Here is a 15,044-nt window from a genome sequence, read left to right as displayed (position 1 = left end):
TTATTCATAAAAGCAGCCCGGTGGAAGTTATCCCGCCGGAGCCGCTTGTAGTTGTTGCCTCTAATTAGTACTCACGGCTTGGCAATGCTTCCTTGGCCTGCTCGGAAGTGAAGGTCGATTCATCAGTCACGATCCGGGCTTCTACCGGCTTGCCGTCTACAACATCCCTTACCACCTTCATAAGCTGCGGTCCAAGCAGCGGGTTGCATTCGACGATGAAGTTGATTTTACCTTCACTGGCTGCCTGCATTCCGTCTTTGACGGCATCCACCGAGATAATTTTGATATCCTCTCCAGGCTTCAGTCCGGCTGCTTCAATCGCCTGAATGGCACCAAGCGCCATATCGTCGTTGTGTGCATACAGAACGTCGATATCCTTATTGGCCTTCAGGAATGCCTGCATAACTTCCTTGCCTTTAGCCCGGGTGAAATCGCCGGTTTGCGATGCGATGACCTTCAAATGGGCGTTGCCCGCAATTTTCTCCGCAAAGCCCGCCATGCGGTCATTTGCCGGTGCAGAACCAGTAGTTCCTTGCAGCTCCACTATGTTAACGTCCTCTGAAGCATCCTTGTACTGGTCCGACAGCCATTGGCCCGCCTTGCGGCCTTCCTCCACGAAATCCGAGCCGAGGAATGTGACATACAGCGAAGTATCCTTGGAGTCCACGGCGCGGTCTGTCAGAACCACAGGAATCCCCGCGTCCTTAGCCTCCTTGAGTACGGTGTCCCAGCCGGATTCAACCACCGGAGAGAACGCAATGACATCGACCTTTTGCTGAATGAAGGAACGGATGGCCTTGATCTGGTTCTCCTGCTTCTGCTGGGCGTCCGAGAATTTCAGTGTATAGCCGGCTTCTTTGGCAGAATCCTGGATGGACTTGGTGTTCGCACTACGCCAGCCGCTCTCCGCCCCAACCTGTGAGAAGCCCAGCGTAATACTCTTGCCCTCCGTCTTGCTTCCGTCATTCGCCGCAGTCGATTGCACGGCTGAGTTGCCGGATTCCGTCTTCCCAGCATTGTTGTTGCTGCATGCCCCAACCATGACCATAGTCAGAGTAAGCGCCAGCACAGCCCCCATTTTCCCGAATTTCTTCATGTATATTGATTCCTCCCCTTCGCATTCACCAGGATTTGGTGTCGGGTTCATTATAAACCGCTTCCAAAACACCGATATATGGGCATCCTTTGGCATTTGCTTTCTATTTTTTGTTTTTTAGCGGCTGCGGCCCAAGGATGTGTAATCTTTTATTGAAATGGTGTGATTTTTGTTTACGCTTTCTTTTTTTGTTTTCGGTCCGCTCCTTTTTGTTATAAACTATAATCGAATCCAAATATATGCTATTTATGAAAGGATCTCCCGATAATGCGGATCACACGCTGGGTCTCCTCGAGTCTGAGGACGAAACTGCTGGCTTTGTTTGTTGTGCTGTCCACCATCCCGCTGATTGCCGTCGGCCTCATTTCCTATCAGAAATCCTATCATTCGATTTCCAGTCACAGCAAAGCTTCAAGCATCCTTCAGGCGGATATGCTCAGCACGAACATTGATAATCTGTTCAAGGACACGGAACGGCTGCTGGAGCTGAGTAACAATCCCCAGGCGATCCATTTTCTATTCTCGCAATCGGAAACCTACCAGGAAGCGAAGGATATTCTTCAGACCTTTGCCCTTTACCGGGAGACCTACAAGTATGAAAATGTACTGAACATCAGCCTCATCAATCTGTATGGCAAAGGTATCAGCGAACGCAGGGGTATTTTCCAATCCAACATCAATCCGTTGCGCAATCCGCACTTTCAGACGCTGGCTCAGAATCCCGACAGCATCCTCCGTATTCCTCCCTCCTCGATATCCGGATATGACCGGGTCGACGGTTTCACATACAAGAATCAGGGTGTGATCTCGATTATGGCGGCAGTCAAGCAGCGGATCACGCATGAGGTGATCGGGTTTGTCATTGTGGATCTGAACGATTCCTTCATTAAAGATTTCTGTGACAAGGTGCCTATCGGCAAAACTGGATTTTTCTATATTGTCGATGGACAGAACCATCCCATTTATGTCCCTCCTGTCAGTGATACGGACCTGGCGATTATCCAGGAAGCCACAATTCCTGACTCTGCACTGAAGGAGAACGGCAGCTTCGTGCTGCATACTACCGGACCACCCCGGTTCATTGTCCATACCTCCTCCCGTTCTACCGGTTGGGTCATCATCGGCATGGCCCCGCTACAGGAGATTGTTGCCGAAGCCAACCGGATCAGACAGTTGATTATTGTCAGCGTTGTACTAAGCATAGTATTCGCCATCACGCTTCACTATCTGCTTACGAAGCGGCTGATCCGGCCTATTCAGCTTTTGCAGCACAAAATGCGGCTGACTGCGAGCGGTTACCTGGAAGCAAAGGTGAAACCGGAGGGAAATGATGAAATCGCCGATCTGGGAGAGAGCTTCAACATCATGGTGGGTCAAATCAAAGAACTGCTTGAGCAGAGCATCCGGGAGCAGCAGCAGTTGCAAAAGGCAGAGCTGCGGACGCTCCAGGCGCAGATCAATCCGCATTTTCTGTACAACACCCTTGATTCCATTGTGTGGATGGCAGAAGCCGGCAAAAACGATGGTGTCATCCGTATTGTGAAAGCGCTATCTGACTTTTTCCGGCTTAGCCTGAATAAAGGACGCGATTGGGTGCTGATCCGCTCCGAGCTTGCCCATGCGCAGAGTTACCTAATTATCCAGCAGATGCGCTATCGCGACATTCTGGAGTACCGCATAGAAGTTGCTGAGGAGCTGCAGGAGTATCCGATTCTGAATATGACGATTCAGCCCTTGGTGGAGAATGCCCTCTATCACGGAATAAAGAATAAAAGAGGCCAGGGACAGATCATCATCAGCGGCTATGCGGACAACCAGTCTGTTGTGCTTACCGTCTCCGACAATGGAATCGGCATCTCGCCGGATCGACTGGCGGTACTCCGGGAACAAATCGAGCAGCCAATCCAGTCGGAGGACGCCTATCCCGCCCAGAACGGCTTCGGTCTCCAGAATGTGCACCAGCGGCTACAACTGTATTTCGGAGAGGAATATGGCATAAAGTTGGAGAGTACAGAAGGCATAGGTACACAAATCCGGGTGCGCATACCCAAGAACAGGGGGACCTAATATGAAAAAGGTTATGCTTGTGGATGATGAGATTCTGATCCGTGAAAGTATACGGGAATGCGTGGATTGGGAGCGGGAAGGGTTCATCTATTGCGGCGACGCATCCGACGGAGAGCTGGCCTTGCCGCTCATTGGTGAGAAGCTCCCGGATATCCTCATTACCGATATCAAAATGCCTTTCATGAACGGACTGGAGCTTAGCTCCGTGGTCCGTCAGCGATTTCCGAAGATCAAAATCATTATCTTGAGCGGCCACGATGATTTCCAGTATGCCCGGACCGCATTGCGGCTCGGGGTTGAGGATTATTGCCTGAAGCCGTTCAGCGCAGCTGATCTCCTGCAACTGCTCCACAGTGTCAGCGTTAGGATTGATGAGGAGCAGCGGCAAAAGGACAGTTATGCCTATACGCCAGGTAAGCTATACGCCGAGCTGTGCGGAGGACTGATCGGTACCGCCGCCGCCATCGAATCGGCGGAGCAACTGGGGCTGCCGCTCATCGCCCCCTACTATGCCATTGCCATCTTCACTTTGAATATCCCGGAAATCGAAGAGTACACATCCGCCCCTTCTTCAACACTACGAACTGCGGAAGAGCATTTCAGATCCCTGTTGACGGAGCTGACAGAAGGCCTATTTTATAAACGCAGCCGGACGGAAACGGTATTAATCTTCAAGGGAAGTACCCCCGAGCAATTGAACAGGAGTATGGATGAGGTCTGCAGAGCGCTGAAGCAAGGGCTGAGAACAGTATGCGGCTGTGAGCTGTCCGTCAGTCTGGGCGATGTGCGGGAACGCCTGCAGGGAATCCACCTGTCTTACCTCGAAGCCGAAAATAATCTTATACTCAAAAAGATGTCCCGGGAGAACTCGGCGGCACTGCTTGATGCTTCTTTTAACCCTTCGGAACACGGCACTCTACTCGACCGGAACCGGCTGATCCAGTTTCTGAAGCTGGGAGACGGTAAACAGAAGCCGGAATTTCTGTCACACCTTGCGGCAGAGATGGAACCGATGAATTGGAATTCCGTGTACGCTTACTACCTGATGACCGACATTACCCTGGAGCTGGTGCAAACGGCTAAAATCTGCTTTCGGGCAGCCGCCGAGCCTACAGAGATTCTCAGAGAGCTCCAGCAGGAGATCCGGTGCATTTCCGATACCGGTGAATGCCTCCAATATTTGAGCAGACTATTTGCCCGTCTCTGGGAGTGGCGGTCGGAAGGCTCGGATAAATACCGGGGGCTGATTGATAAAGTGAAACATTGCATCTGCGAGCAGTATGGCAATGAGCAGCTTTCTCTCCATGACATCTCCAGACAGGTCGGGGTAAGCCCCAGCCATCTAAGCAAAATCTTCAGCCAGGAAACCGGACAGACCATGACTGAATTTCTGACCTCGACCCGGATGGACAAAGCCAAGGAACTGCTGAAGACGACAAGCCATAAAACCTTTGAGATCGCCTTTAGCGTAGGCTACAATGATCAGCATTATTTCTCCAATTTGTTCAAAAAAGTAACCGGGATGACTCCGATGGAATACCGGAAGCAAGGTCACGCGGAGGAACCGCTCCCTTCTGTTTGTAAAGGGGGGGAATATCCGTGAGCGTATCCCGGGTAAGGATAGCTGCTTTCTCCATCATGTGCCTGACAGTAGCTCTGTTCCTGAGCGGCTGCTTCCCAGCCGGAGTCGTGCATACACCGCAGGAGAAGCAGGCGGCTGCGACCGGACGAAATGAAGAACAGCCGCTGACCTTCGGCATCATCTATCCTATGGTAAATGCCAACTATGAGTGGATTACGGAAAAGGCAGAGGTGGAGGCCCGCAAACATAACGTTCAATTGCTTGTTCAAGCGCCCGATGAAGCCAATCTGGAGCAGCAAATCCGGATCATGGAGATGATGATTAAACGGGGAGTCGATGGTATCGCAATCGCTCCGGTGGATTCCCAAGCCCTCGTTGGTGTGATTAATAAAGCCGTTGACCAGGGGATTCCCGTGGTCTGCTTTGAATCGGATGCGCCGGACAGCCGAAGGAGTGCTTATATCGGGGCCGACAACAGGCAAACCGGCATCGTGATCGGCCAAACGGTAGACCACTTGCTGGGCGGAAGAGGGATGATCCTTGTGGAGTCCGGAATGTCCCACATGCTCGGGTTTGGAGAGCGGCTTCAGGGACTGCAGACTTACCTCGCAGAGCATACGGAGATCGATATCCTGGACATTAAGCACAATGACGGCAGCGGAGACAACGCTGTATTGCAGCTCGAGCAGATGATATCCGCCCATCCCCATTTCTCCGCCTTGGTGAGCCTCGATTTTGTCTCCAGCTCAAGCTCTGTACTGGTCTGGAAAGCCAAAGGACTGAAGCGCTATAATATCGCCCTCGGTCTGACCCCTTCAATGATGCAGGCGATGGATAACGGGCAGATTACACGGGTAATCTCACAGAACGAGCAGAACTGGGGCGAGAACCTCATCAGTACCCTGCTGCAGAAATCCCAAGGCATCACCAAGACGAAATGGATAGATACAAAGATCACGATTATCGGAAATTAGCTTGCACCCGCTGTTGGCCGTAATCTGCTGCAAACAAAACAGCTACACCGTCCTTTATAGGACAGCATAGCTGTTGAAGATTGTAGGTCCCTATTCTTGGGAAGGGTATGGATTCATCGCCTGAATGGTGCCGTCCGGATTATAATGCAGCTCCATATATTTGACGCAGCGCTTATGATTGACACCGTCAGACAGGGAACTGTCATGATAGAACAGATACCACTTCTCTTCAAACTGAACGATGGAGTGGTGCGTGGTCCAACCGATAACCGGAGACAGAATCTCGCCCATGAAGGTAAATGGACCCGTCGGATGTTTACTGACCGCATAGACCAGGGTATGCTTCGTGCCAGTCGAATAAGACAAATAGTAGTGGCCATTATATTTATGTACCCATGGCCCTTCAAAATATCTCCGGTCCTCATCTCCGGCAAGAATCGGGTTTCCTTCTTCATCCACAATGGAAATTTCTTGCGGTGCCTCCTCTAAAGACAGCATATCTTCGCTTAAGAGCGCCACACGCGGCCCTAATGCAGGCTGGTCAAGGGCAGGCCCTTCCGCTCCCGGGCAGAAGGTGCCGGTCTGCCATTGTTCGAGCTGGCCTCCCCAGAGGCCGCCAAAGTAAATATAAGCACGGTTGTCTTCATCCACAAAAACAGCGGGGTCGATACTGAAGCTGCCGGGGATATAGTCGGGCTGGGGCGTGAACGGACCTGCCGGGGATGAAGCTGTCGCTACCCCCAGGCGGAAGATCCCTTCCCGGTCGCGGGCCGGAAAAAATAAATAGTAGGTATTGTTCTTGTAGGCGGCATCAGGCGCCCATAGTTGTTGCGAAGCCCAGGGAATCTCGCTCAGATGAAGCACTTGCCCATGATCTGTCACAGGGGATTCGAAATTCTCTATGGATAGAACATGATAATCTTCCATCGCATACTGGTCACCGTTGTCGTTGTCCGGTCCATTATGATCCAGATCATGCGAAGGATAAATATATATTTTGCCTTCAAATACGTGGGCAGACGGATCCGCGGTGTAGATGTGGGTTACAAGGGGCTGGCTCTGTTTTGGCAACTGATTCATGTGAAATCTCCTCTTCTTAAGTAAATTGGTAAAAGCATCTCTTCGCACTGAAACTACGACAGCGGGGAATAATAGAAGCCATCATAATACCCCGGCGCTGTATCCTTCTCACCGTTCCCCGACACATGTAAGCCAAGACATACACCGGTGAAGCCGCCGTTGACTTCTGGAGACAGACAGGATACCGGTACCTTATGCTCTACTTCATGCCAAGCTTCTCCGTCCTCCGAGTAAGCGAACGCGTACATTTCCCCATCGCACCGGATACGTAGATGAAGCGGACACGCAGCTTCGGGAACAACGTTCTGGACCTGTCTCTGGCCGCCGTCCCGGATGGCCAGCTCCAGAACCCGTCTTCCTTCACGGTAAGCTAATCCCCAGAAAATGTTCCCCCGGTTGTTCAAACGGGCGGCCACTCCTGCGTACTCCCCTTCCTTTGTGGGCGTATAATCCAAGCGCACGGCCATTTCCATATGAAGATGCTTCTGCCGGATACAAGCGAACACGGCCGGAGCCTCGTCATCCAGTGTATAGGCATTGCCCCGGATCGACAGCGTACCCGGACGCTCTGTCCAGGAATAGCATTCCTCCTCATACGCCCGTAGAAAGGCCCATTCCGGACCAAATCCGTTCTTCAGCTCCATGCGCTGAACCGGTTCATCCTCCGGTAGACTGTCTGCGGATACCACCGTTCCTTCATTATTATCGATCATAGGCCAGCCTTCTTCTGTCCAGCTCACCGGCGCCAAAAAGGTCTCTCTGCCAAGGGGGGAATACTTGCCCTGCACAGGCCGCATACCCAGGAAGACCGCCCACCAATTCCCCTCCGTATCCTCCACTAGATCAGCATGGCCCAGACATTGAACAGGGTGCTCCTTCAAGCCACGGTGCGTCAGAATAGGCTCCGGCTTGTCCTCAAAAGGGCCGAACGGGCTGCTGCTGCGCGCAATGATCTCCCGATGGTCTACGCTGGTGCCGCCTGAGGCGGTCATCAAATAGTACATCCCGTTGATTTTGTAGAGATGAGGCCCCTCCACCCAAGGCCCTCCGTCCCCTCTCCAGATCACTTCAGGTTCGGAGAGCACCTTGCCGGTTACAGGGTCTATTTCGTACTGGATAATGTGCGATTCCAGATCGGCTCCGTTCTGCACGGTCACATAAGCGCGTCCATCGTCCTCGAAGAACAGAGAGGGATCGATTCCCCCGTAAGGTAAAAGAATGGGATCAGACCACGGCCCTTCCGGCCGCTCAGCGGTTACGTAGAAATTGCCGATTCCTCTTACATCTGTAGTAATCATATAAAAGCGTCCCGCATGGTAACGCAGGGTGGCGGCGTAGATCCCGTCGGAGCTGCCGCTTGTCCGGAGATCCAATTGGGAACGCCGGGTCAGAACATGCCCAACCGGCGTCCAATGGATCAGATCCTTGCTGTGAAACAAAGGAACCCCGGGAAAATACTCAAACGAACTGTTCACCAGATAATAATCGTCCTGCACACGAACCACACTGGGATCCGGGTAATACCCGGATATCACAGGATTTCTATAAGTTGTGGACTGCATAATATCCTCCTTTTTCAGCAACCGCTTACAATACATATTGTACTGTACTTTCCAGGCCTCCACCCATACCAAAAATAAAGAATTCCCCCTTAAAATCTTGGCTATGTTTAAGTTTAATGTTGATTATGGCATTTATCATACTTTATATACTTTATATACTTTATATACTTTATCCTATATTTTGTAAATTTTAGAGTGTCTCTGTAATCCGATATTTATTTTATCTAATGATAGATCAATAAGTCGTGAGGATTGGTCATTGTTTGAAGGAAAACGATAATTTATTATAGTTGCATAGTTGTGTAAGCGCTAACATCAAGGAGGGATATTAGCAACATAACGTTCAATTGGGTATCGGATTGTTAGACATTGTTAATGGAAGGAGGACAGCATGCCGGACAGCAGGTTTGGGTTAAAGCCACCCTGTTGAAAGCTCCAAATATTATACAAAGGGGGAGTGAACCGATGCGTAATCACAGCATAAGGAGCAATTCTGTACGAAAATTTCTTTACATTTCGCCCTTTATGGTATTACTTGCTGTCTTTGCCTACTACCCCCTCTATGGATGGGTGTATGCATTCTTTGACTATATGCCGCCGATTCCGCTGTCACAAGCGCCATTTGTCGGTTTCAAATGGTTTCGTTCCCTGGTAGAAAATCAGGTGAAGGTCGATCAGCTGCTTCAGGTCATCAAAAACACATTTGGCATCAGCGGACTGAGCATACTTTTCTCATGGCTCCCAATGATTTTCGCAATTTTCCTGACAGAGATTAAAGCTGTGCGCTTCCGGAAATTTATCCAGACCGTAACCACGCTTCCTAACTTTATCAGTTGGGTACTGGTGTATTCCCTGGCCTTTTCCATGTTCTCCAGTGAAGGTGTCGTCAATGGCTTTCTGAGTCAGATGGGACTTATTGATTCTCCTGTACTTTTTCTTCAAAACTCGGAACATGTTTGGGTTACGATGTGGATATGGATTACATGGAAATCACTGGGTTGGTCGGCCATATTGTATATAGCGGCCATTATGGGGATCGATGAATCTCTTTATGAAGCGGCTTATGTAGATGGTGCGACCAGAATGCAGGTCATCCGCCATGTGGTTTTGCCAAGTATGCTGCCGACTTACTTCGTACTATTAATGCTCCAGATTGCCAGCTTTCTGAACAATGGATTGGAGCAATATTTTGTGTTCCAGAATGCATTCAACAAAGACACCATTCAGGTATTGGATTTATATGTATACAACCTTGCCATGGGAGGCGGCAGCTATTCCGTTTCCGTTGCGATCAGTATGCTGAAAAGCCTGATTAGTGTTGCGCTTCTCTTTTCCGTAAACGGGCTGTCCAAATTGTTAAGAGGAGAGGGCATCGTATGAGTGACAACCCGACTGGAATGACTCCGATTGCTGTAGAAAATAACAGCCGCCTCTCCAAAAAAATAAAAATGCAGGTCAGTACAACCGACAAATTGATATCTGCTGTCATCTATGTCCTGTTTTCCCTCTTTGCATTTATGTGTGTATATCCTTTTTACTCTATCATTATCAATACCATAAGCGCCAACGATCTCAGCGCCAAAGGTGAAATTGCGTTTTGGCCGAGGGGAATCCATTTCCAGAACTATGTTGACGTGTTTAAAATACCGGGACTGTGGAATGCATTTGTTATTTCTGTGGGAAGAACAGTCATAGGTACTCTTTTGACGGTAGGGGCCTCAGCCTTTTTGGGATTCATGTTTGCCCAAGAGGACATGTGGGGGAAAAAATTCTGGTACCGCTTTACCATTATTACGATGTTTTTTAATGCCGGTATTATCCCCTGGTACTTGACGATGAGATCCTTGCACCTCACAGACAATTTCCTGGCCTACATTCTGCCGTCCATCGTAGCTCCATTTTTCATCATTCTTGTGAAGACATTTGTTGAGTCCACGCCAAAGGAATTGCAGCAGGCCGCCAGCATTGACGGTGCCGGGATTATAACGATCTTTTACAAAATCATCTTGCCCATCAGCAAACCGATATTGGCGACAGTCGCCATATTCTCGGCAGTGAACCAGTGGAATTCCTTTCAGGATACACTGCTGCTGGTTACGGACAGCAGATTGTACAGCCTGCAGTTCATTCTCTATAACTACATCAATCAGGCCAGCTCCTTATCCACCATGGTCAATCTGCAAAATGCCGGATCAACCGCCATGGCCAGTCTGTCCACCAAGCAAACCACCACATCCATTCGGATGACCGTTACGATCATCGTTGTCGCACCTATTTTGCTGGTGTATCCGATTTTCCAAAGGTTTTTTGTAAAAGGAATTATCATTGGTGCAGTCAAAGGTTAATAGGCACGAGGATGATAAACTAATCATTTTGGGGGGCTGTAAATGAACAGAAACAATAAGCTGGCAAGAAAATCATCAATGCTGATCGGCACCACCCTGCTTCTGGTAACAACAGCATTGAGCGGATGTAGTAGCAATTCCAACAATGCGGGTACAGCCACAGCAGCACCCGATCCGGGTACTGCAACGGAATCATCCAGTCCGGGTACAGGGATCGATCACAGCAAACCGCTAACCATTACCGTCTTTGACAACGCAGCAAATTACCAGGGGGAGCAGACCGGATGGTATGGAAAGCTGATTAAGGATAAGTTCAATATCACCTTAAACATTCTGTCTCCGCAGGTTGCCGGCGATCAGCTATACAAGACAAGGTCTGCATCGGGAGATCTGGGAGACCTCCTGATTATTGATAACAGTCAGCTGGAGGAATTGATACCGGCAGGCATGATTATGGATATCACGGATAAGATCAAGAATACCGAACATCTGTCCAAATATGTAGACAATCACTTCAAGCCTTTCAATGCTGCATTCCAAAGCATCAATCCTGATGGAAAAATTTATGCGCTGCCGACTTTTACATCGGACACTTCACCGACAACATTCTCGGAAGAACTCCCTTACTCCAGTCCGCTTATGCCTTGGGATTATTACAAGGGAATAGGATCTCCCAAGCTGAACAATCTGACCGATCTTCTGAACGCACTGAAGCAGATGCAGGAGAAGTATCCCAAGACACCTGACGGCAAACCAATCGTTCCGATCACCTTATGGAAGGACTGGGATAATGGAAGTATGGAAAATGTCCGTTGGCTCAGTAACTGGTACGGTTATGAACAGCCGGATGGAACCTCGACCATACAGCTAAACGCAAAAGGCGATATTGTACCTCTTGTTGACGACAACAGTATGTACAAGAAAATCCTTAAGTTCTATTATGACGCCAATCAGATGGGGCTGGTTGACCCTGACTCGCCATCCCAGGACTGGAATAAAGTCTCTGAAAAACTGACTAACAAACAGGTTCTGCTCTTGTGGTATTCCTGGGAAAGAGGCTTCTACAATACTATTGAAAGAGGCAATAAAGGTGACGGGAACGTTGCGATCCCGATCGCTGATACCCATATTATCCAGAATAGTGATGCCTATTTCGGGAATGGAAGAGTATTTGCTGTGGGTTCAAAAGCCAAGAATCCGGACAGAATTATTGAATTCATGGATTGGATGTCCTCTCCTGAAGGCCTTCGCTATTATACCAATGGATTTGAAGGCTTCAACTATGAAAAAACAGCCGACGGCAAGTTTAAGCTGACACCCGTAGGCCAAACCGCCTTCCAGGACAATACCCCTGTTCCTGACGAGTATGGCGGCGGCGGATATCAAGACGGACAGAGCAAGATCAACACTATGATTATGAGCGATTTTGTAATCGATCCGGATACGAAAGAATTTTATAACAATACCTATTGGAGCTCCACGATAGAAGCGAACAAGACCGTTCTTACTACAGAATGGCAGAAGACTTATAATGCAACCACTCCGACAGAGTACTATCAGAAAAACAATATGATCGATATCGTGCCAAATATTAATACAAGTCTCGGATCGGACTCCTCGGATATTAAGAATAAACGGAGCCAGATCTCGGATTATGTGAAGAACACCTCCTGGAAAATGATATTCGCCAAGGATCAGGCAGAATTCGATAAGCTCTGGACCAAGCTGAAGAGTGATGTGGTGGGACTCGGCTGGAATGATGTTCTTGCCGTAGATACGGAAAGAGCACAAAAAATTGTTAAAATGCGTGCCGATGCAGTCGCCAATAAATAGATCATTATCACAACAAGCACTAGCCTATATCCTGCTCTAATCAAAGATAAGGGGCGTTCCCGGCAGCCATCATGGTCTGCCGGGAACGCCCCTCTTTATGTCGTATACAGCTGCTTGCAGCGGATATTCTTGAGCAGTCCGCTAAAAAATAAGCTTAGAGAATTGATATAAACCGTTCTTCCAGACCGGCCAATCATGGTCACCATGTTCCTCCACCCAGATATGAGGCACAGAATGCTGCGACAAATACGCATGCGTCCGGTCGCTGACATTCTTAAGGCTGTCCAGATCCCCGCACGATAACCAGAGCAGGCTAAGCAGCCCGGCTGCCTTCTGAGGCTCCGGAAGCAGTTGTTCAGGCAGCTTCGTATTTGGAGCCGGAGAGAATGCCCCGATCCAAGCGAAACGGTCCAGATTGTTCAGACCGATATTGAGGGATTGTCCTCCGCCCATCGATAATCCGGCAATGGCACGGTGCATCCGGTCCGTCAAGACCGAATAGTTCACTTCAATATAAGGGATTAGATCATGGAGTAAGTCCGATTCGAATATTTCAAAGGCTTGTATCTTATCAGGAGCAAAAATATCTCCTTCCGCCCGGTCATTCAGCATCGCCCGCCCGTTCGGAAGTACAACAATCATAGGCTTCAGCATTTGATCCGCATACAGATTGTCCAGAATGATCTGGGGCTTGCCGTGTTCGTACCATTCTGTCTCATCTCCCCCAATCCCGTGCAGCAGATACAAGACGCTGTACTTCTGGTCTGTGGAATAACCGGGTGGCGTATATACCATTGCCTTTCGGGTGCAACCAACAGTACTGGAGGGATATTCTATAGTATGGATCTCTCCCCGCCCGATGCCATCCCTCTCCTTGTCATAACCTGCAGTTTGTATCGTGTAATTCGGATTACTCTCCTGCACTGCGCTCATTCCTCTCTTACTATGGTTGGCTAGCCTTTGAAATATTGCTCGACCAGAAATTGCATAACCTCACCCGGAGGTTCCTCTGCCAATGCTGACTTGTCAGCAAACACCATACTGTAAGGTGTTTCCGGTGTACACGGTATCCAGAGAGGCAACTCCTCGCCCGTCGAATCTTTGCCGTTCGGATCGCCTGTGCCAATGAAATAGGCAAGATAATTGCACATCTGGCGGGCAAGATCATAATGCTTGCCCACAAAAGGCCGCCAGCATTTAGCCAGCGTCTCGAAGTGGAACCACAGATCCACCGAATGGAAGGTTCCGGGGTCATCCCAGCCCGGAATGTCGGCGTCAAAAGTGTAATAGTACATCGGAACACCGCTGCCGGAATCACTATTAGCCTTAATAGCAACACGGACCGCATATTCAATATTGTTCACGGAGGCCTTTTGGATCATTTCCTCCAGATTCCCTGTATCAACGGCGCATAGTTTAAGATACTCCTCGGCTTCACTGCCAAACATCTCCACAGCCATGGCTCTGAATTCCTCGACGCTGCCGGCGCCCGGAACACCGAAAAATTCGGAAGAGGTATTTCCCAGCATGACCGGCACCTTGTGGTGCTGCCCCTTCAGAAAAAGGTCATATGGATTACCGGGACAGTACACCTGGTCCGTGACCGTTCCCCAGAAGTGGCCATACTGCAGCATTTTATCGCGGATATATATGGCATCCAGCTTGCGGGCTTCTTCCAGAGTTGACACCCCCATAAATTCAAAGAAGGCGGCCCCCTCCTCTTCAGCCTGCATGAGGGTACGGTCAAACGGAGGCATCGGATTGTTAGGATACAGCGGGGTAAAGATGCCGCTCATAACCACCGCACGCTGAAACAATCCTTCATTCTGCGGCGAGGTCAGCTGGGTCATTACACTTGCACCGCCGGCAGATTGTCCTCCTATGGTAATTTGATCTGGGTCTCCGCCAAAAGCAGCGATATTGCGTTTCACCCACTGCGTGCCTGCCTGCTGATCCAGATGTCCAAAATTCGCGGGAGCATCCGGGGATTCGGCAGTGATCTCAGGATGGCTCAGAAAGCCAAACGCGTTCAGGCGGTAATTCACGGTCACAACGACAATCCCCCTGCGGGCAATCCGTTCGCCGTCAAACTCCATTTCAGCCGTATGGCCTACCTGAAGTCCTCCGCCAAAATACCATACAAAGACAGGAAGCTTCTCATCCGCACTGAGGGCTGGAGTCCAGACATTCAGATAAAGGCAGTCCTCGTCCATCGGAAGATCCGGATCGACCGACCATTCGCGGGTATAGATATTATTCACATCTATGACAGTAGGGGCCTGCATCGAAATGGGGGCAAAATCAAATGCTTTCAATACCCCTTCCCAGTTTTGCACAGGCTGGGGAGCACGCCAGCGGTTCTCCGCCACAGGCGGAGCCGCAAAGGGAATCCCCTTAAAGCTGGTAATACGCGGATCAGCTGCCGGCAGTCCTTGAACCATACCATTTTCAACACGTACTTCTCTTAACATACCGTTACTCCTCTCTGAATATAAACGTTTATTT

General features: G+C 49.6%; 11 protein-coding genes. 6 read left to right on the top strand and 5 right to left on the bottom strand.

Features of this window, described 5'->3' with window-relative positions:
* Positions 1-64: 64 nt before the first annotated feature.
* Positions 65-1,096, bottom strand: a complete 1,032-nt coding sequence (locus ACAN54_RS13980) for an ABC transporter substrate-binding protein (protein ID WP_379155707.1) — start codon at positions 1,094-1,096, stop codon at positions 65-67.
* 267 nt (positions 1,097-1,363) lie between these two features.
* On the opposite strand from ACAN54_RS13980, the gene ACAN54_RS13975 reads away from it, so the two are divergent.
* From ACAN54_RS13975 to ACAN54_RS13965, 3 genes are read left to right on the top strand one after another with little or no spacing between them, the layout of a single operon-like run.
* Complete coding sequence (locus ACAN54_RS13975) at positions 1,364-3,163, top strand: cache domain-containing sensor histidine kinase (RefSeq protein WP_379155704.1); 1,800 nt, start codon at positions 1,364-1,366, stop codon at positions 3,161-3,163.
* Position 3,164: 1 nt separating this feature from the next.
* On the top strand, positions 3,165-4,766 hold the full coding sequence (locus ACAN54_RS13970) for a response regulator (RefSeq protein ID WP_379155701.1): 1,602 nt from the start codon (positions 3,165-3,167) through the stop codon (positions 4,764-4,766).
* Positions 4,763-5,719, top strand: coding sequence for a sugar ABC transporter substrate-binding protein (locus ACAN54_RS13965; RefSeq protein WP_379155697.1), 957 nt, complete (start codon positions 4,763-4,765; stop codon positions 5,717-5,719). The genes ACAN54_RS13970 and ACAN54_RS13965 overlap by 4 nt, the downstream gene beginning before the upstream one ends.
* 90 nt (positions 5,720-5,809) lie before the next feature.
* Here the strand turns inward: ACAN54_RS13965 and ACAN54_RS13960 are convergent, their stop codons facing one another.
* Together ACAN54_RS13960 and ACAN54_RS13955 are read right to left on the bottom strand one after the other, a co-directional pair.
* Entirely contained in the window at positions 5,810-6,799 is a 990-nt protein-coding gene (locus ACAN54_RS13960) for a glycoside hydrolase family 43 protein (RefSeq protein WP_379155694.1), read from the bottom strand.
* A 53-nt stretch (positions 6,800-6,852) separates the two neighbouring features.
* Positions 6,853-8,361 (bottom strand): glycoside hydrolase family 43 protein, encoded by a 1,509-nt coding sequence (locus ACAN54_RS13955; RefSeq protein WP_379155691.1) that lies wholly within the window; start codon positions 8,359-8,361, stop codon positions 6,853-6,855.
* Positions 8,362-8,886: 525 nt separating this feature from the next.
* Here ACAN54_RS13955 and ACAN54_RS13950 point away from each other — a divergent pair.
* The 3 genes from ACAN54_RS13950 to ACAN54_RS13940 are packed head-to-tail and all read left to right on the top strand — an operon-like array spanning position 8,887 to position 12,539.
* Entirely contained in the window at positions 8,887-9,741 is an 855-nt protein-coding gene (locus tag ACAN54_RS13950) for an ABC transporter permease subunit (RefSeq protein WP_379155686.1), read from the top strand.
* The gene (locus ACAN54_RS13945) at positions 9,738-10,706 is read left to right on the top strand and encodes a carbohydrate ABC transporter permease (RefSeq protein WP_379155683.1); all 969 of its coding nucleotides are present in this window, start codon (positions 9,738-9,740) and stop codon (positions 10,704-10,706) included. Before ACAN54_RS13950 ends, ACAN54_RS13945 begins: the two co-directional genes overlap by 4 nt.
* Before the next feature lie 42 nt (positions 10,707-10,748).
* Positions 10,749-12,539 carry a type 2 periplasmic-binding domain-containing protein gene (locus ACAN54_RS13940; RefSeq protein ID WP_379155680.1) on the top strand — a complete coding sequence of 597 codons (1,791 nt, stop codon included), beginning with the start codon at positions 10,749-10,751 and terminating at the stop codon, positions 12,537-12,539.
* 141 nt (positions 12,540-12,680) lie between these two features.
* Here ACAN54_RS13940 and ACAN54_RS13935 read toward each other — a convergent pair whose 3' ends face one another.
* Positions 12,681-13,472, bottom strand: coding sequence for an alpha/beta hydrolase (locus ACAN54_RS13935; protein ID WP_379155678.1), 792 nt, complete (start codon positions 13,470-13,472; stop codon positions 12,681-12,683).
* Positions 13,473-13,492: 20 nt separating this feature from the next.
* Positions 13,493-15,010: a carboxylesterase/lipase family protein gene (locus ACAN54_RS13930; RefSeq protein WP_379155675.1), complete on the bottom strand. Its 1,518-nt coding sequence runs from the start codon at positions 15,008-15,010 to the stop codon at positions 13,493-13,495.
* Positions 15,011-15,044 lie beyond the last annotated feature (34 nt).

It is taken from the genome of Paenibacillus diazotrophicus (assembly GCF_042610465.1).
The sequence above is the reverse complement of the archived record's forward strand: the minus strand, read 5'-3'. Positions and strand labels throughout refer to the sequence as shown.

Excerpts from the sequence above, each read along its gene's own strand:
- ACAN54_RS13955 (WP_379155691.1), bottom strand. The coding sequence starts at position 8,361 with ATGCAGTCCACAACTTATAGAAATCCTGTGATATCCGGGTATTACCCG.
- ACAN54_RS13935 (WP_379155678.1), bottom strand. The coding sequence starts at position 13,472 with ATGAGCGCAGTGCAGGAGAGTAATCCGAATTACACGATACAAACTGCA.
- ACAN54_RS13930 (WP_379155675.1), bottom strand. The coding sequence starts at position 15,010 with ATGTTAAGAGAAGTACGTGTTGAAAATGGTATGGTTCAAGGACTGCCG.
- ACAN54_RS13940 (WP_379155680.1), top strand. The coding sequence starts at position 10,749 with ATGAACAGAAACAATAAGCTGGCAAGAAAATCATCAATGCTGATCGGC.
- ACAN54_RS13970 (WP_379155701.1), top strand. The coding sequence starts at position 3,165 with ATGAAAAAGGTTATGCTTGTGGATGATGAGATTCTGATCCGTGAAAGT.
- ACAN54_RS13975 (WP_379155704.1), top strand. The coding sequence starts at position 1,364 with ATGCGGATCACACGCTGGGTCTCCTCGAGTCTGAGGACGAAACTGCTG.
- ACAN54_RS13950 (WP_379155686.1), top strand. The coding sequence starts at position 8,887 with ATGGTATTACTTGCTGTCTTTGCCTACTACCCCCTCTATGGATGGGTG.
- ACAN54_RS13960 (WP_379155694.1), bottom strand. The coding sequence starts at position 6,799 with ATGAATCAGTTGCCAAAACAGAGCCAGCCCCTTGTAACCCACATCTAC.
- ACAN54_RS13945 (WP_379155683.1), top strand. The coding sequence starts at position 9,738 with ATGAGTGACAACCCGACTGGAATGACTCCGATTGCTGTAGAAAATAAC.
- ACAN54_RS13980 (WP_379155707.1), bottom strand. The coding sequence starts at position 1,096 with ATGAAGAAATTCGGGAAAATGGGGGCTGTGCTGGCGCTTACTCTGACT.